The 16,975-nt window shown below is 57.1% G+C and carries 12 protein-coding genes; 8 read left to right on the top strand and 4 right to left on the bottom strand.

Translation table 11 applies throughout. From position 1 onward, the window contains the following. Window positions 1–3,056 precede the first annotated feature (3,056 nt). From ABIC03_RS21530 to ABIC03_RS21540, 3 genes are all read left to right on the top strand, one after another. Window positions 3,057–3,302: a hypothetical protein gene (locus tag ABIC03_RS21530; RefSeq protein ID WP_354060790.1), complete on the top strand. Its 246-nt coding sequence runs from the start codon at window positions 3,057–3,059 to the stop codon at window positions 3,300–3,302. Between the two features lie 198 nt (window positions 3,303–3,500). Beyond that, complete coding sequence (locus ABIC03_RS21535; RefSeq protein ID WP_354060792.1) at window positions 3,501–4,619, top strand: serine/threonine protein kinase; 1,119 nt, start codon at window positions 3,501–3,503, stop codon at window positions 4,617–4,619. Window positions 4,620–4,665: 46 nt separating this feature from the next. Further along, window positions 4,666–5,685, top strand: coding sequence for a nucleotidyltransferase family protein (locus ABIC03_RS21540; protein ID WP_354060794.1), 1,020 nt, complete (start codon window positions 4,666–4,668; stop codon window positions 5,683–5,685). A 71-nt stretch (window positions 5,686–5,756) separates the two neighbouring features. Here the strand turns inward: ABIC03_RS21540 and ABIC03_RS21545 are convergent, their stop codons facing one another. Further along, on the bottom strand, window positions 5,757–6,140 hold the full coding sequence (locus tag ABIC03_RS21545; RefSeq protein ID WP_275173779.1) for an H-NS histone family protein: 384 nt from the start codon (window positions 6,138–6,140) through the stop codon (window positions 5,757–5,759). 624 nt (window positions 6,141–6,764) lie between these two features. On the opposite strand from ABIC03_RS21545, the gene ABIC03_RS21550 reads away from it, so the two are divergent. After that, the gene (locus tag ABIC03_RS21550) at window positions 6,765–7,133 is read left to right on the top strand and encodes an H-NS histone family protein (RefSeq protein ID WP_275173780.1); all 369 of its coding nucleotides are present in this window, start codon (window positions 6,765–6,767) and stop codon (window positions 7,131–7,133) included. A 68-nt stretch (window positions 7,134–7,201) separates the two neighbouring features. On the opposite strand, the gene ABIC03_RS21555 is transcribed toward ABIC03_RS21550, so the two are convergent. The 3 genes from ABIC03_RS21555 to ABIC03_RS21565 form a co-directional block, all read right to left on the bottom strand. After that, window positions 7,202–8,671 (bottom strand): exopolysaccharide biosynthesis polyprenyl glycosylphosphotransferase, encoded by a 1,470-nt coding sequence (locus tag ABIC03_RS21555; RefSeq protein WP_354060796.1) that lies wholly within the window; start codon window positions 8,669–8,671, stop codon window positions 7,202–7,204. Window positions 8,672–8,779: 108 nt separating this feature from the next. After that, complete coding sequence (locus ABIC03_RS21560; RefSeq protein ID WP_354060798.1) at window positions 8,780–10,783, bottom strand: hypothetical protein; 2,004 nt, start codon at window positions 10,781–10,783, stop codon at window positions 8,780–8,782. A gap of 67 nt (window positions 10,784–10,850) precedes the next feature. After that, window positions 10,851–13,187 (bottom strand): AAA family ATPase, encoded by a 2,337-nt coding sequence (locus ABIC03_RS21565; RefSeq protein ID WP_354060903.1) that lies wholly within the window; start codon window positions 13,185–13,187, stop codon window positions 10,851–10,853. 354 nt (window positions 13,188–13,541) lie between these two features. On the opposite strand from ABIC03_RS21565, the gene rfbC reads away from it, so the two are divergent. Genes rfbC through rfbA form a run of 4 tightly spaced genes read left to right on the top strand, consistent with a single transcriptional unit; the run spans window position 13,542 to window position 16,974 of the window. After that, entirely contained in the window at window positions 13,542–14,099 is a 558-nt protein-coding gene (rfbC, locus tag ABIC03_RS21570; protein ID WP_354060800.1) for a dTDP-4-dehydrorhamnose 3,5-epimerase, read from the top strand. Window positions 14,100–14,113: 14 nt separating this feature from the next. Beyond that, window positions 14,114–15,172, top strand: a complete 1,059-nt coding sequence (gene rfbB, locus ABIC03_RS21575; protein ID WP_354060802.1) for a dTDP-glucose 4,6-dehydratase — start codon at window positions 14,114–14,116, stop codon at window positions 15,170–15,172. Between the two features lie 7 nt (window positions 15,173–15,179). Next, on the top strand, window positions 15,180–16,169 hold the full coding sequence (gene rfbD, locus ABIC03_RS21580; protein WP_354060804.1) for a dTDP-4-dehydrorhamnose reductase: 990 nt from the start codon (window positions 15,180–15,182) through the stop codon (window positions 16,167–16,169). Then, complete coding sequence (gene rfbA, locus ABIC03_RS21585) at window positions 16,078–16,974, top strand: glucose-1-phosphate thymidylyltransferase RfbA (RefSeq protein WP_354060806.1); 897 nt, start codon at window positions 16,078–16,080, stop codon at window positions 16,972–16,974. The genes rfbD and rfbA overlap by 92 nt, the downstream gene beginning before the upstream one ends. Window position 16,975: the final 1 nt, after the last annotated feature.

Consider the following 16,975-nt stretch of genomic DNA (forward strand, 5'->3'; position numbering starts at 1 on the left):
CCGGAGCAAACCAGACCTCTCCGCGGCGCAGGGGCGATCTAAGGCCCGATCCTACCTGCATCGGCGCTTGCGCTCCCATCCGCGACATTAATGGGCGGCCCGTTTTATATCGACAATTCGGATATAAACAAAAATAAACCATATAATCAGTTTAATCAACGTTTTATATGTCAACCTAATTTTTACAAACGCGACTCGTGACTTTCGCCTCAGAAGGAGATGGTCCAATGATCCACCGAATCCGTTCGCTCATTGCTGCGATTATCACCAGCGTTGCTATGCTGGCCCTGCCCGAAAGAGGCGGCGCAATGGCGGGCTCCGCAGGATCCGGCACTGGGACAGGCACGAGCAGCGCCAGTACTGGCGGCTCAGCGCCGTCCGGCATGGGTACAAATGCGAGCAGCGCCAACCCTGGTCGCTCGGCGCCTCCAGGAATGGGGACGCAAGACGTCGGCACTGGTGCAAACCTGAACCGCAACATCCAAACCAACAGTCCGGACGTTCAACCCGCCACGTCAAGGTCGCGCGCTGCAGCGCAGGCCAAAAGAAATGCCGGCGCTGGCCACGCTCCAAATGGTCTGCCGATCGGAGCTATTGGCACCGGCACGAGCAACGAGGAGCAAATGGTCGTTGGACCGTCACTTAGCCGAAACAGACCGGCAGCGAGGGTCGATGGAAACACCGCTGGAACATTTGGGAGGGGCTCCAGCCTTTCGGACCAGGTGAGCGGGCCACGCGCCGCACCAGCTGGGGAAAAAGTGCTGGACGCCCAAGCGGTAATCCAACGGCGAACGACAGTTTCGCATAAGCGCATTCCCGGCCCAGAAAATGGAACCCGGTAGTCCGAGCGGCCCGAGCCGGGCAGCGAGCGCGCTCCGGCATCAACCTGCTCAGGTCTGCGCGCCGTCGGGCCATTCGTTCGAAATGAGCGTGTGACCGGTCGACTGGACTGGGAGCCGCCGGCAGAGTCTGGTTCTCTACGAGACGCCCTGAAGAGGACTTGCCTGGCTTCCGGCCGAGGGCTTGGGCGAGGGCATTCACGCGGTGATGCGCGCGCTCGATTCGGCGGCATTCGGATCATCTCGGATCGGTGGAGGCGGGGAGCCAGCCGTGCATTGTTCGAAATGCTCGCGAAGGACGCCATTAGCCAAGTGCTCCCAGAATTCGGCCTCCGCGAGAAGCTTCCAGCTTCGATCAGGATAATGCGCGGAAGTCTGTCGGCACAGCGACGCCATCGCGCGCAAGCGGCGTACGGTCTCCATTCACTCCTCCCAATTCTTTTCCACCACCTTATTTTCTGTTTTGTGTCGGATTAATTATGATTATATCGAAGAACTAAATTCGCTTCCATGGCGTTACTGCCGATGCGATTTCCACTTTCACTTTGCTTTCAAATCGTCTTTCAGATGAAGCGCGGCTTCATAAAACCAATATACAGATAAGAGCCCCACGGACAGCCAATCGACTGGCTTGGAGCTATGTCAGGAGGTGATTGGGGGATTCAGCGGCGATCTCTGAAACGATCGTCTTCGAGCTCGCTGGAAAATTACGCCCGCTGCTCGCTCTTATTGAAACCTCGTGCGGCAATTAGTCCCAAGCCGGCGCCTCCGCATTCGGGATGCCGACCCTAGCCTCGCTCTTTCTCCGAGGCTTCGCCTTTCCGCCCTTCGCACTTGCTCTCGAAGCATCTGTAATTGAGCAAGCAAGCTGACGAGCTCCATCGCCTTTCGACGCAGAACAGCCAAGCGGCTGCAAACTCGATTACTCACTAAAATATCCCCAACCAGGTCCTTGCGGGATCAGCGACCGAAAGCCTGAGCTTGTGACGACCTGCCGGTGTGATGCTTAACGCGCGGTTCATGAGGGCGTCAGTTCGCTTTACGACGATCGGCCAAAATATTTTCGCATCCCTCCAGAGCATCCCTAAGAAAGCCGTGACAAGAAGCAGGTGCCTCAAAAGAAGATCTGTATGAGTGCTGCTCCGTGATCGAGCGCATCTAATCCCTGTCAAGCCCGGTTCTGAGCCGGTGCGACAACCATGTCGCTCCAGATCAACTGCGAACGCCAAATGAGGCGGTCGGCCCGAATTCGTGTAATGCGGTCAGTTCGGCTACGTCGGTATCGAAGCCCGCTACGCATCAGCACAGCGGCGTTCCATCGAATATCTCCCTGGCCCGCACCACCGGCTCCTCGACCCAGGCCTCGCGAGCGAACCAGTTGTGATTGGCGCGACAGACCGGACAATGAGTATTGCCGTAAAACACAACGCTCCGCAGGAAAGCCTCACGGTCCGACCTAATACCAGTAGGAATTGCGCGACCAGTTTGGGGACATTTGACCATGATCATACCCACGTGAGCCTCCCTGGAAAATTACTCGTTGTCGAAGGAAAAAGAACCGGCCGGCTGGAGGGCGTCGTCATCTCAGTGCGGGTTACTTGGGGGGCATCGCACACTGAGAGTGCTTGTTCGAGCAAAGGGCGGCTTGCTCGTGACGGCGTTTTTCCAACCGGCCGGATCGCTGCTTGAGCGATCCTTGGGCGCCGCCGAGTCTTTGGCTCGGCAGGGCGGGCGTTGATTATGCGGCCCTCGAGAGCTCCTGGGGCGCCGCTGGAATGGGCCAATCTGAGCGGGTGGGAGTTTTGTGCGGACTATGCCGCCTGCGACGAAGACGATTAGGCTGCCTAATGATGGACAAATTGGCTAACTCGATCACCTGCTTTCACCCCACTCTCGTCAGCGAAATATTTCTCGTAGATTAACCCTGCAGATTAAACCTTGCGCCGTCAGTCCGGTTTGCGACTCTCGTTAAGCATTATTTTTTGCTGTCCTGCAGGCTTGCCGGCAGGGAGGCCAAGATCATCGCGGCGAGCCTCTACGACGCTGTTCCCGTTGCTTGGCGTTTCGGCACGGAACACGCTTCTTGGTACTTGAATGATTGCATCCGGTTCAAACATGAAATAAATTTTGATTATATGGCGAAGATATAAATCCCCTTGTTAATTGCCGTCAATCCCGTAAGTTATTTTTTATTAAGCTTTTTGGTCGGAGGATACGATGCGGAAATCGATCCAGAAGAAGCACAACTCCACCTCGGTTGCGCAGCAGTTGGCCCAAATGCGTGAGAAACTAGCGAGCATAGACGAAAAAGAGCGCGTCTTAAGCGAGCGGAGTGCCCATCGGGAAGTTTACCGGTATCTGCTGGACTCTCACCGGTTGATTGCGCCGGTGAGCTTTCCTGGAGAACAAGTGTTGAATATTTCTTCGTCTGGGGTGAGCGAGGGTGGTCAGCTGGCGGCGTGACTGGGGCCGTAGCGTCAGTTCGAACGAATCCGAATCAGGTGATGTGCACGCGCGCCGGATGTGCATTCGCGCCGCTGCAGTACGGCGATCAAGCTGAATTTCCTCGGCTACTGTAGCTCGTTTGAATGCGCGGATGATACACCGCAGGATGTTGTCGACACAGCGGCGAGACGGATATCGCTGATACTGAGCATAGCCATGCTGGAAAAAACATCGGCAGAGATGGTGTTCAGACCGGCCGCGGGTGCAGTCTTCGCGCTGCTGGACGGTCGATCAGTGCTTTTCACCGCGACAGGGCAGAAGATCTATGAGCTGGATCAGGTGGGGGCATTCATTTGGTGCAAGTTGGCACAAGGCGCTTCTCTGGAAGAGGTCCATCAGGAGCTTGGCGAGCTAGGCATCGGCGAGCGCGCAGCGCGCGAGTTCACGAGGCAGGCGATGAACGTCTGGATCGATCGAGGGTTGCTCGAGCTCGACTGGCGAATGTCGGCCAATTGCGCCTTCTCAACGATTCTTGGTCAGCGCAGGATCAGTATCCGGGCCTCAAATTGGGACCTCCTGCAACAGTTGATTTCGCTGTTTTGTGTTCCGGACGACAGCGGCGGGGAGGCGGAGGATATTGCGATCGAGACAACGGTGCTGGACGATCAGGTATTCTTCCGCGGGAATGACGCGAGCATCCACAAATGTGAAGCCGCAGCTCTGGCACCGACAATCAAAGCTTACATCACCGAGCGACTTATCAGAAGCAATCAGTGGGCTTTTGCGCTCCACGCCGCTTCTCTTGCGAAGGGCGGCATGGGTTTGCTGCTGTGCGGCCAACCGGGAGCCGGCAAGTCAACTCTCGCACTGGAGCTGGTGGACGCTGGATTTCAGTATGCCGGCGATGATGTTGCGCTGATTGCGGTTGACGGAGCGATCTGCGGCATCCCATTTGCTCTCACCGTCAAGAAGGGGTCGTGGGAGTTGCTGTCGCGACTGTACAGCAATTGGAACGGCATGACGCATTGCCGGTCGGATGGCGCCGAGGTGCGGTATTTGCCGATTTCGGATGCGCGCAATGGATGCCTTTCCGCCAAATGGATCATTTTTCTGAACCGGGTTGCAAGCGGCCCAGTCGAGCTGACCTCGTTGGATCAGCTTGATTCGATCAAGCGGCTCATTGAGGGCGCATTTGCCGCGGACGGGAAGTTGTCGCAGGCCGGCTTTTTCGCTTTGAAGCGGATTGTTGCGGGCGCGCAATCGTTTCAACTTACCTATTCCGAATCGGCGATGGCTCGGCGGCTGCTGATAGATTTGTGCAATGGCCAGGCATAGTGCGGCACTGACGAGCCTTTGCAATTGCTTGCGGGGGTTGCCGCCCGTGGAAGTGGAGTGGACCTCCCTGATTGGGCTCGCAAACCAGACGTTAACGACGCCTGCTCTCATTGACTTTGTCGATCAATTTGCATCGGTGTTGCCAGAGGACGTCTGCGCGTACGTCCGCCTGATCCATCGCCGAAACGTGCTGCGCAACGAGCGGTTGGCCGGTCAATTGGAAGAGGCTCTCATAGCGATGAACGGCCGGGGAGTTACGCCGGTGTTGCTCAAGGGGGCGGCAATGTTAGTCACCGCGCCTGTCGAACGGCGAGGAGTTCGTCTGATGTCCGATCTGGACATCATGGTCATGCCGGACGAAGCTGAAAGAGCGATCGCCTCTCTGGGCGCAATTGGCTATGAAGTTCATGATCAAGCGCGGCCCGAAAGTGCGAGGTGGTATGTCGAGCTAAGTCGACCGCGGGATGTCGGAACCATCGATCTGCAGCGAGCCGCTCCAGGACCCGCGCACCTCTATGCTGGCCCGGGACATGCCCTGAACCATTGCGTTCCCGCACTGTTGGGGCGGGGAAGCGCGTACGTCCCGACGCCCACTTATCAAGCGCTCATGTTGATCATCCATGATCAGTTTCAAGACCACGGTTATTGGCTTGGCGAACTCGATCTGCGGCATCTTGTTGAGTTGCGCGACCTGAACAATTCCGTCGAGGGCCTGGACTGGGATGAACTTGCCGCTCACGTCTCGGGCGAATTGATGAAGAACGCCGTCGAAACCCAGCTGCTCGCTCTCGCTGCGCTGCTTGGGGTCGAGATCCCGCGCTCAATGCGCTCCCGATTGATTCCTCGTCTGCAGTTCATGCGACAATTGATGCAAGCGCGGTTTCCGGCCACACGTGTGCCGTTCCTCGCAATGACGGTCCTGGACCTCAGAAATTACCGGAGGGCGGCGACTTCTGGCTACACGCAAACCGGCATGCGCCGGCCTGGCTTGTGGTCCGTGCCAAGAACGGACACCTTACAGTTTCTGTTGAGGGCAGCCACCGCAGTTCGTGTGGGAAAGGTTTAAAGCTAACAACGCACGAGCGCCTTGGCAGGGCCAAACAGCTTCAGCAACCAGCATTCTGCAGTTGCGCGGAGCTAATGACTTTGACCACCAGCATTCCGATCGGACGATTCATCGTTCTCGCGAATCCTGAACTCTTCGAGCGTGTGCCCCAATTGGAGCGCGGCAACTAGCCAGCGAGGCTGTTTTCCACGTCCCGACCAAGTCTCTGTGGGGTGGAGTGGATTGAAATATTTCGGCACGACCTTCGGGTATTTGCGGCGCGGTGGCTGGTCCGTTTCATCCTTGGCCGCCCCGCTTTTAGCTTGACCGAATTGATCCGGTTGGTTGAGTTGCGCAAGGCGTTTCTCGAGCTCCTGCTTCTCGACTTTAATCTTTTCGGCAAGTATCTTCGTCAGCTCTTCGTGGAGCATCCAAAGTTCCTCGAAATCCATGGCTTCGAGATCTTGCCGACGCATAGCATTCTCGTCACCGTTCGACTGACGCCTGATCCATCCGTGAGCGCGTGGACCAAAGTCAGTGGTTAAATTGACGCGATAATGAATAAATAATATATAATTAAATAATTATAGCGAGGATTATTTTGCTAAAATGAAAGGCAATCAACGATTTGCTGCAGCGCGGGAAAAGAGGAGGGCTCAATCGTGCTCCTCCTGGGCGTCTTTAAGATTTAACCGGAGCGTCCTTCCCCGGTTGCACCGTCGGACATTCGAGACCCGAAGGCCCAAGTCAAGCTCAGGCGACCAGCGCTAAGGGACATTGAAAGGGTAAACCCGCAAGCTACCCGTATTCGTGGAGAATACTGCGTTGCAGCTTGCCGGTATGGCCACTTTGATGTGGTTCTCGCACGTCGGCGGTCGCTTTGAATGGTTCCATGCCCGCTCGCGGGGTGAATTTCGCCCCATCCGCGTTTTAACTGTGCGTATAGCTCATTTTTTCGGCTTGATTAGCTGGTGCAACGCAGTTATCTGGAGCGCGAATTTAAGCTTGGTTCCGTATATTTCTTTGGGTAATCGAGTTCACCGTCTTGATTAATCCCGATCTGGGGCAATAATAAGTTGGGCGCAACTACGGGTGCAAATATGCCGGCTAAGAAACTCGAATTAGAATCGATGTCCCTTGACGATCTCTGGTCGCTCCATGAGGAAATTAGTGGGATCTTATCGGATCGGATCAAGGCAGAAAAGCACGAACTAGAGAAGCGCTTGGCGGTTCTCGGGGGCGGGATGGCTGTTTTGGCGGACGCGAGCGGGTCGGGCGTGTCTCCGAACGGCAAAGTGAGACGCAAGTATCCGCGGGTGCTGCCGAAATACCGGAACCCCCAGACGTCGGAGACTTGGTCGGGTCGCGGCAAGCGGCCGCGGTGGTTGGTTGCTGCCGTGAAGTCTGGCCGTAGGATTGAGGACTTTCGAATAGGGGATGCGAGTTCGAAGCTTCGTCAGCGCGCGTGACCTAATCTGCACTGATCGATGGGATGGTTGCGGTCAAATGGCCGGCGCAGCGCCGTGATCCTGTGCGCCTAATAGGCGTTGCGTCCCCGCAGCACTTCGATTGGAGTTCGCAGCAGGATTACAAGATCAAGGCGAAGGCTCCAGTTGTCGATGTACCAAAGATCGTATTGTACTCTTGTTTCGACCGTGATGGCTGTGGGGGTCGGACCGCGGCAGCCATGGACTTGGGCCCATCCGGTCAATCCTGGCCTGACCCTGCGGCGAAGGGCGTAGTTCCGCACGAGCTTGTCAAATTCTCCGTCGTGAGCCAAGGCATGAGGACGCGGACCCACCAGCGACATGCTGCCGTCGAGAACATTCAACAGCTGTGGCAGTTCATCGAAGCTTGTTCGACGCAGCCATTTGCCGACGCGGGTGACGCGTCGGTCGATGGGATGGGCCTGACGGATCGCGGGCCCGTCCTCAAGCACATGCATTGTCCGGAATTTACGGATCAGGAAGATCCGGCCATTAAAACCACAGCGTTGTTGTCGAAAGAATATGGGGCCGGGCGAATCCAGCTTGATCGCAAATGCGGCCATCACAAGCAGCGGGGCAAATATCGTCAAGGCGAGCCCCGCGACGAAAAGATCAATCATTCGCTTGGTCGCACAGTCCAGCGGCGTAAGAGGACCACGCTGGAGTTCAACACAAACGGTACTTCCAAGACTTCGCGTAGGATGTCGAAGCAGTTCGGATGTCGTACCGACCGGCACGAACACGACTGGTAGCGGCAAGACCCGCAAGTCGGCAACGAAGGCCCGAAGTTCGGGCCACCGTTCCGGGTCCGCTTCCACCACCACCTGGTCGAACTCGGAACTGCGAATGTGGTCAATCACGCGAGCAGTAAGCCGCCTTCGGCAGGCAGGACCGAAGCCGATCGGGGGCAAGCTGAACCGGCCTCGGACAGAATAACCATGCATCGCCAGCGTTTCAGACAGTCCGGCGTCTTTCGATGGCGGCTGGTCACTAATCAGAACAATGTTTGTGGTGGCGAATTTTCTGCCGCTCAAGCCTCTTCCCAGAAGCGCTCTCACTCCCCACCGCTCGGCCAGAAGCAAGCCCAGCCCCAGGACAGCGAAAAGTGAGCCTGCTTGGTGAGAAGAGCCGGGACCAATTGCAAAGCCGCACCCGGCCCATATCAAGAGCAACAACGACGCCCATGCGATCCAGACGGCGCGCATCTGACTTCGGAGGACAAGAAGCTCAGCTGGCCGATAAAGGCCGTGGGTCTTCAATAGACAAACAAGACATGCTGCGCTTACTAGCGCCAAGCCAAGTGCGTCGCTAAAGTCGCCTGCAGCCCACCCATTCTGAGTTTGGCACAGCCACGTCGAAACGACGCTCGCAAAAACAATGGTCGCAACATCCGCACAGAGCGCCACGTATTCGATCGAGTCGTAACGGAGAGGCCATTTGTGTTGGCGGGATACTATCGGTCCGGGACTGACACGATCCGTAACCTCCCGATCGGGGAAATGTCGGTTCACGAAATTCATTGTCTGGACACCAGCTAGTTAATATTTAATATATTATTAATTAGACTAATTTATCAAGAAAAAATCTTGGTTTTAGGCGATTAAATATGTCGCGCTGCTCGGAGGATCCTATCTAGATCCCTGCCGCGAGTTCCGTGCGCGCATGCTGTCGAGATAGGTCGGATCGAGCTCCGAAATCAGGTTCTCGAGATAGATCTTCCCCTCGGCCGAGGCTGATCGGTACGCGGCCACAAGCGCTGGTCTGATAGCAGGTCGACGCGTAACGACGAGGCTGACGTCCCGCTTGATCAAGTCTCGAAATTCAAGCTCCCGTACCACGGCATCTGTAGCGAGTGCGACGGATAGCCTTAGCGGAAGCAGATCCAGATCATTCGGCGCAGTATAGTATGACATCTTGAGCATGGCTGCCGTCTGGATCGAATTCTGTTTCGACGCCGCCGCGAGCATGAGCCAAATGTCGCCGCGGAGCGGCGACGAGCGTAGCGCGCGGGCAAACGCATTCGACGCTGCCGGAAGTTCCGTTTTTTGCTCGTCCGCGGCGAGAGCCGGATCTTTACCTGATCGTGATTCCCCTCGGATCCAAAAGTCTTCATGCGCTGCCGCAACCGAAACTGGTTTCGAGATCTCGTTCGGCCATCCTGCTGCGGCCGAAATAGCTGCCGCTAACGAAGACTGACCTCCGAGATACCACCCAGGGAGGATCATCCATATCGTCGGTATGATCAGCGCTATTCCAAGCACCGCCAGGGCAACGCGCGGCCAAAGGGTGAGAAACGCTGGCGCGAGCCTTGGACGAGATGCCGGAACTGGACCGGCCATCCGGTCCGAAGCCTCTTTCGATTCCCAGGACATGGCCTCACGGCCCGCACCGGAGACGCTTTGACCGAATGCCAGTCCAAAAAGCGCAGCGACCAAAAGCGATGCTCCCAAACTCAGAATTCCATGGTCGGCAAAGGCCAGTATCGTCAGTGCAATCGAAGCGCCAGCGCCCAAGGCTGGGTACACGTAGTCGTAAGCTCGTGAAAGAGAACGCCTGATCAGAATACAAGCGGCGAGCATCGCTATAGCTACAACGCCGCAAAGGAACGCCCAGCCCATGTCTATAACCATTGCGGCGGCAGCCGTTGGCCTTTCTCGCGGGGCGCCAATTCCCATGTCCCGATAAAGCGGCAAAAGGACCGTCGAAGCGCCTGCACCGGATCCCGCCGGCCTGACGTCCTGGAGCATCCGTTCCGTCGCGATCTGGCTGCTCGTTGACAAGGCGATCGTCACATCGGTGTTCGTCCTAAACGGAATGACCGTTACGCTGGCAACAAAGAATATTGCGGCGGTCGCGAAAACGCCGGCGGTACCCCACAAGCCCAAGAACCACCTGCGAATTGCGAACACCGAGAGCAAGATTCCTGATCCGAGGAGGGCAGCGATGACGGCGGTGGAGTTGGTCCGAACGAGCAGCGCGGCCAAGCAGACAATCATTGCGATGGTCGCGGCGCACAGAACAAGGAGCGGAGCTGGCGCAATTGTTCCTGGCCGACTGTGTCGCGCGATCTGATCGGCCGCGCGTATTGCCGTCGCGCAGGAGAACAAGACGCCGAGCACTGCGACGGCTGAGCCATCGGCCCCGCCGATACCGGCAGTTTTCTTGCCGAACCATATGGCCGTGGCAATCGTGGCTATCGCCAGCAGAATATGCAGGACTTGCGCTGCGCGATATCGGTCAAGCGTGATGACCCCTGTGACGAGGGCCGCGGCGAGAACAGCGCAATACTGCGCGAGCGAGAGCATCGTCGCCCCCTTGTCGACTGTGATCGTTTCGGCGAGGGGCTTGCCTAGGGCCGCCGAAGCGGTTGCCCAGATGGGATTGCCGAGAGTGTCCATAGGCATCGGCACCGCCTGTAGCGCCATCCAGAGGGCCGGAGCCGCGAGCACAACGACGGCACCAGGCCGGAGCACCTTGGCGACCCCGGAGGCGGGGGATGGAAAGATCGCTACAACCAGCGCGGCTGTTGCTAGTATGAATGATGCCAATCCCAAGCTTTGCAGGCTTTCCGGCATTGCGAGCGCCGCGGTGATCGCCACAAACTCGGCTGACATGACAAGCCAGAAAATCATGTAAACACCATCGTGTGGTGCGGCCACTCCGCTGGCCGGAGAACGTGCAGGCGGTTACGAGACAACCTCAAGAGCCAGAAAGACCGTAACGGATGTAGTGGCTGTCATGATAGTAGTAGCTCCGATGCCCGTCATATCGAGCCATTGCCTTGGTATCCGTTTTGCTGAGAACTGCCCCTATCAGCGATTCGTGAACGTTGGGTGCGGTGTGCAGAGCGTGCTGCACGACATCGATTTTGGTCCGGCCCCATTCCACGACTAAAATGTAGCAGTCAATTAGAGACGAAGTGGCTCGGACATCAACCAAGGGGGTCAGGGGAGGGAGGTCGACGATGATGTAGTCATAGTCATTTCGCAAACGGTCGAACAGCTTGCTTATCGCGTCGGCGCACAGAATTTCGCTGGTGTGAAGCAGGGGTCCCCGCCGCACGCCGGGAAGAAACGCAAGGTTGGTCGTGGGATCTCGCCAAATAGTGTCCGCCAGAGATCGGCTGCCGTTTGCAACTTCGATGATTCCGTTGACAGCCTTGGGCGCAAAGATCGCAGAAAGTGACGGATTCCTGAGGTCGCAATCGACGATGATAACTTTCTTGCCGGTGTGCCCGATCAATTGCGCGAGCGAAGCTGCAATCGTAGTCTTGCCCTCATTCGGCAGGGCCGAGGTAATGCCGATGACCTGAGAGGAGATTTTCGCCGGATTGTGGTCGATGGCTAGCTTGATAGAACGAATTGCCTCGGTATACCGAGATAGCGGCATCCCGACCACGGTTCGATGAATTGCCGTCGGAGACGGAATTATCCGTTGTTGAACATCATCATCGGTTGGCTGGGAGCGAATTGGTAGCTTCGCGGATTTGCGAGCCGGCAACAATGGGACCAGAGATATGCAAGGCAATTCCAACACAGTTTCCACTTGTGAAGAGGTCCGAAAGACGCGGTCCATGAGGTCTCTCAGGAGCGCCAGGCCGACGCCCAACGCGAGACCGCCGAGAATGCCGAGCGCCAGTACCAGCCTTGTCTTCGGCTTGCTCTTGCTCGCCGGCGGCGAAGCGGGAAAAAGTACCCGCGTTTCTGAGATAGAAAATGTCTCCTGCTGTGCGGATCCCATGTAGCGCTGCAGGAAGGTCTCGTACAAACTACGCAAGCCCCTTGCCCGGCTTTCCAAGTCCTTGATAGTCAGCTCAGCCGAATTGACTGAACGGGACCGCGAAACGGCCGCAGACAGCTGCTTTTCAATTTCTTGCTGCCTCCGGTTGGCGAGTTCGAACTCGCTTCGGCTGACTTCGGCAAGTCTTTTGACTTCGTCGAAAATGGAGACGCGGAATTCCCGCTCCCGGTTCCGGATATTGACAACTGCCAGGTGGTCGCGACCCACCCTGGCCGACAACTCGGCCTCACGCCTCGCAAGTTCTAGATACTGCTGACGCAGCGCCGTAATAATCTGACTGTTCGTCGCATCGGTCCCGACAGCATCCAGATTGCCCATCGAGGACGGCTTTGTCGGATCTGAGGCCAGGAGAGTTTCGTAGCGAGCCAGCTTGGCCGCGGCCTCGGAGATCTGGGCGCGTGCAGCACCCAATCGATTGTTGAGTTCGGTGATCTGCTGTTCTTCGATGGGCTTTCCGTCCGAGGACACGATATTGTTCTGGGTCTTGTAGACGTCGACGGCACGTTGAGCAGCAAGGGCTTGGTCGCCCAGATCGCGCAGCCTGTCCTGCAGCCAGCTTGTTGCCCTGCGATTGGCATCGAATTTTGCATTGAGCTGGTCCGCAACATAAGTATTGGCTACCGCGTTGACGATCTCCGCGGCTCGGGCTGGGTTGCTCGAACTGAAATTGATCTCAATGACGTTGCTGTACCCGACACGCCCTGCTGAAAGCCGGCTCAGAAATGCGTCTACGAGTGCGTCCGACGATCCGGTCTGCGTATCGAGTGGGCCATCTTTCTTCGGCCCAGGCGAGGCCCAAGACCGAATTCGCTGCCAGAGCGACTGTAAAGACAGCCCTGCCCCATTCAAGTCCGGATCGTCCGCCAGTTTCAACTGGTCGATAACCGCCACGGCAGTGGCCTTTGATCTAAGGAGTTGAAGCTGGGTTTCGATTTGGCTGAGATCGAAAGCCGGCTCGGCGATAAGTGATTGCTGCTGGACGAATTGAGGCTTGGGATTAGCCAACAGGATCTGAACCTGCGCGGTATAGGTTGGAGACGCCAACCGGAGATAGAGCAGGCTGGCTGCAGTTACGAGCCCGGCAGTGACAAGGATCATGACATATTGGCGTCGCAGAAGCCCGATGCCGAGATTGATGACGTCACTAATTCCCCCGCTGTCCGCCTGAACGGGTTGGGCCAGCCCGGTCACAGGCAGCCGTACGCTATCCGTGTGTCGAAGATTGTTCTGGAGCATCACGTACCTGTCCGACGGTGGGTCACGTTGGGCCGCTCGCCCGCAGGCCAATGTTTAGGGAGCGCGCAAGCGGCGGGAGATTATATGCATATAAAAATCCGCTTGCCAAATTAAATAAATAATATATTAATGAGAATGAAATCGAAATATCGGTGGTGCCGGCCATTTTCGATCTAGCTCTGGTAAAATATAGTATGTTCTACGGGTTGCGGTCCGGCCGGCATTTGCATCGAGAATAATGTGAGCGTTCCGAGACGGATTGCGGGTGGATAATTAAATTCCGTTTGATATTTTTGGTCGGTCAAACGACCGCCGATGGGATAAGCGAAATTGAGGGCCGGCCGGAGGTGCCCAATGCTGGAACTGCGATCCTTGGCGATCCCTGATGTCAAAGTAATTCGAACAGATCGGTTTTCCGATGCCCGCGGCTACTTCTGTGAGACGTTTCAGAGATCGGCTTTTGCTGAGAAGGGAATTCTCCATGACTTCGTGCAGGATAATCAGTCCAGCTCAGATCGGATCGGCACGGTGCGCGGCTTGCATTTTCAGCGACCGCCTTTCGCGCAGGCCAAGCTCATACGGGTGTTGAACGGGGCCATTCTCGATATTGCCGTTGATCTCCGGCGATCATCGCCCAACTTCGGCAAGCACATTGCCATCCAGTTGGATAGCGAAAGCGGGGAGCAGCTGTTCATTCCGAAGGGATTCGCGCATGGGTTCTGTACCCTGCAGCCCAATACTGCCGTCTTCTATAAGGTCGACCAAGTCTACGCGCCGAGCCATGACGGCGGCGTCTATTGGGCTGATCCAGCATTAGCGATCAAGTGGCCCTTCACACCGTCAGAGGCCCAGATATCACCAAAGGACCAGACTCTTCCTGCGTTCAACCAGCTTGCTTGCATTTTCGAATAGTGGAGATAAGTGGAATGCGTATCATGGTGACCGGCGGAGCGGGCTTTATCGGTTCTGCTGTGTGTCGCCGTTTGGCGCTGCAGACCCGTGCCGCCGTGCTCAACATCGACAAGTTGACATACGCAGCCGACCTGACTTCGCTGGCGAGCATCGAGGGGCTGGGGTCTTATGCGTTCCTGCAGTCCGACATCTGCGATCGAGAGGCTATGGATCTTGCGTTCGCCGACTACGAGCCGGATGCGATCATACACCTGGCCGCCGAAAGCCACGTCGACCGTTCTATCACCGGACCCGAGGCCTTCGTCAGCACCAATATAGTTGGTACCTACACGCTGTTGGAGGCGGCCAGGACCTACTACGAACGTCTGCCGCTTCCGCGGCGGAAGCAGTTCCGCTTCATCCACGTGTCGACAGACGAAGTCTACGGGTCATTGGGACCGGAGGACTTGTTTCGCGAGGACACGCCCTACAGGCCGAGTTCGCCGTATTCGGCGAGCAAGGCGGCCTCGGACCACCTCGCACTCGCGTGGTTTCGAACCTACGGTCTGCCGGTCATCGTATCGAATTGTTCGAACAATTACGGGCCGTACCAGTTCCCGGAAAAACTCATCCCGCTGACGATCCTCAATGCGCTCGACCGGAAGCCGTTACCGGTCTATGGCGACGGCAGAAATATCCGCGACTGGCTTCATGTCGATGATCATGCCGCTGGCTTGATAAGACTTCTGTATGAAGGAAGACCGGGCGAGAAGTACAATTTCGGCGGAGATGGCCAGCGATCCAACCTGGAGGTGGTCACCAGGATTTGTGACGTGGTGGATCGGTTATCCCCGGGCGCGGGAGCGAGACGATCTCTCATCAGGTTCGTGCCGGATCGTCCAGGACATGATGCGCGCTATGCGATCGACGCGTCGAAGGCACATCGCGAACTAGGCTGGGAACCGACGAGAACCTTCGAACATGGCTTGGCCGAAACAGTCGGATGGTATCTCGACAATCGTGCATGGTGGCAGCGTGCTCGCTGCGGTGTCTATGACGGCTCGCGTCTGGGCCTGCTCGCTACTCAACATTGAGGTGAAGATGACAGATCGACCCATCCTCATTGCCGGGCGGAACGGTCAGTTGGCAAAGTGTCTTCGTAATCTCGCTGCAATGCGCGGTCTGCCCGCGGTGGCTCTCGGGCACCGAGAACTCGATCTGGAGAACCGCGAAGGGATCGACGAGCTCATCGCATCGATCGCGCCGTCTGCAATCATCAATACGGCCGCTTATACGGCGGTCGATCGGGCCGAATCTGAAGCGGCGAAAGTGTTCGGCATCAACCGCGATGGTGCGGCAGCGCTGGCAAATGTCGCTTGGCAGATGAATATTCCACTCATCCATCTCTCGACCGACTATGTGTTCGACGGCGCAAAACTGGATGCGTACGACGAAAGCGACATTCCCGCGCCGTTAAATGTCTACGGCGCGTCGAAGCTTGCCGGCGAAGCTGCTGTATTGGCCGCGCATCCGCTCGCGACCGTGATCAGATGCTCGTGGCTTTACAGCCCCTACGGCAGCAACTTCGTTCGAACGATGTTGCGGTTATGCGAGACGCAGCCCATCGCAAGGGTTGTCCGGGATCAACAGGGAAATCCGACCTACGCATACGACCTCGCGGAGGCTGTCCTTCAGATCGCAGAACGGTCAGTAACAGTCGATCGCAGGGCCGCGGCCGGCATCTTTCATCTCGCCGGTCAAGGCGAGACAAGCTGGCATGACTTTGCGAAGGCAATCCTCGACGGGCTTTCCCGCCGTGGTGCGCGGATTCCGGCGCTTGAGGCGATCACGACTGAAGAGTTTCCGACCGCTGCGCGTCGACCTCGAAACTCGCGCCTGGATTCATCCAAGGCCGAACGCGTGTTCGGAATTCGATTGGCACCCTGGCGCCATTCACTGGAAGCCTGTCTTGACCAGCTGGTCGGAGAAGGAGATACCGATGCTGAAGGGAATCGTTCTGGCTGGCGGCAGCGGAACGCGCCTCTATCCGATCACGCGCGTGGTCAGCAAGCAGTTGCTCCCGATCTATGACAAGCCAATGATCTATTATCCCCTGTCAACGCTGATGTTGGCAGGGATCCGCGAAATTCTGATCATTACCACGCCGGCAGACCGGTGTCAGTTCGAGCGGTTGCTGGGGGACGGCAGCCAATGGGGCCTTCGGCTCACATACGCGGAACAGACCCGTCCCGCCGGTCTCGCCGACGCCTTCATTGTTGGTGCCGATTTCATCGGCAGCGATCGTGTGGCGATGGTGCTTGGAGACAATATCTTCTTCGGCGATGGCCTGAGCGAACTGCTTGCCAGGGCGGCAGGGCGTGAGGAAGGTGCAACAGTTTTTGCTTATCACGTGAGGGACCCAGAACGATATGGCGTCGTCGCGTTTGATGAGGCGGACCGTCCAGTATCGATTGAGGAGAAACCCAGACGGCCAGCTTCGAATTGGGCGATTACGGGCCTGTATTTTTTCGACAATCGCGTTGTCCGCTACGCTCGTCGCGTCGAGCCATCGTCCCGCGGAGAGCTCGAGATTACCGATCTTCAGATGCGCTATCTTTCGGCCAATATGCTACATGTTGAGCGCATGGGGCGAGGGTTCGCCTGGCTGGACACCGGCACGGTTGAATCTCTCATTGATGCCGGGACGTTCGTGCAGACTCTGGAAAAGCGACAGGGAATGAAGATTGCCTGCCTCGAGGAGGTCGCCTTCAGGCTTGGCTTCATCGATCGTGATCAGCTTCTCGCGCTGGCGCAACCGTTGGAGAAGAGCGGCTACGGCAGATATCTGAACGAAATCACCCGGCTACCGCCTCGCAGTAGTGAGGCCATTCAATAAT

The organism is Bradyrhizobium sp. RT6a (assembly GCF_040547675.1).
Classification (GTDB): Bacteria; Pseudomonadota; Alphaproteobacteria; order Rhizobiales; family Xanthobacteraceae; genus Bradyrhizobium.

Coding starts and splice junctions, on each gene's coding strand:
- ABIC03_RS21530 (WP_354060790.1), top strand. CDS start 3,057: ATGCGGAAATCGATCCAGAAGAAGCACAACTCCACCTCGGTTGCGCAG.
- ABIC03_RS21535 (WP_354060792.1), top strand. CDS start 3,501: ATGCTGGAAAAAACATCGGCAGAGATGGTGTTCAGACCGGCCGCGGGT.
- ABIC03_RS21545 (WP_275173779.1), bottom strand. CDS start 6,140: ATGCGTCGGCAAGATCTCGAAGCCATGGATTTCGAGGAACTTTGGATG.
- ABIC03_RS21550 (WP_275173780.1), top strand. CDS start 6,765: ATGCCGGCTAAGAAACTCGAATTAGAATCGATGTCCCTTGACGATCTC.
- ABIC03_RS21555 (WP_354060796.1), bottom strand. CDS start 8,671: ATGAATTTCGTGAACCGACATTTCCCCGATCGGGAGGTTACGGATCGT.
- ABIC03_RS21560 (WP_354060798.1), bottom strand. CDS start 10,783: ATGATTTTCTGGCTTGTCATGTCAGCCGAGTTTGTGGCGATCACCGCG.
- ABIC03_RS21565 (WP_354060903.1), bottom strand. CDS start 13,187: ATGCTCCAGAACAATCTTCGACACACGGATAGCGTACGGCTGCCTGTG.
- rfbC (WP_354060800.1), top strand. CDS start 13,542: ATGCTGGAACTGCGATCCTTGGCGATCCCTGATGTCAAAGTAATTCGA.
- rfbB (WP_354060802.1), top strand. CDS start 14,114: ATGCGTATCATGGTGACCGGCGGAGCGGGCTTTATCGGTTCTGCTGTG.
- rfbD (WP_354060804.1), top strand. CDS start 15,180: ATGACAGATCGACCCATCCTCATTGCCGGGCGGAACGGTCAGTTGGCA.
- rfbA (WP_354060806.1), top strand. CDS start 16,078: ATGCTGAAGGGAATCGTTCTGGCTGGCGGCAGCGGAACGCGCCTCTAT.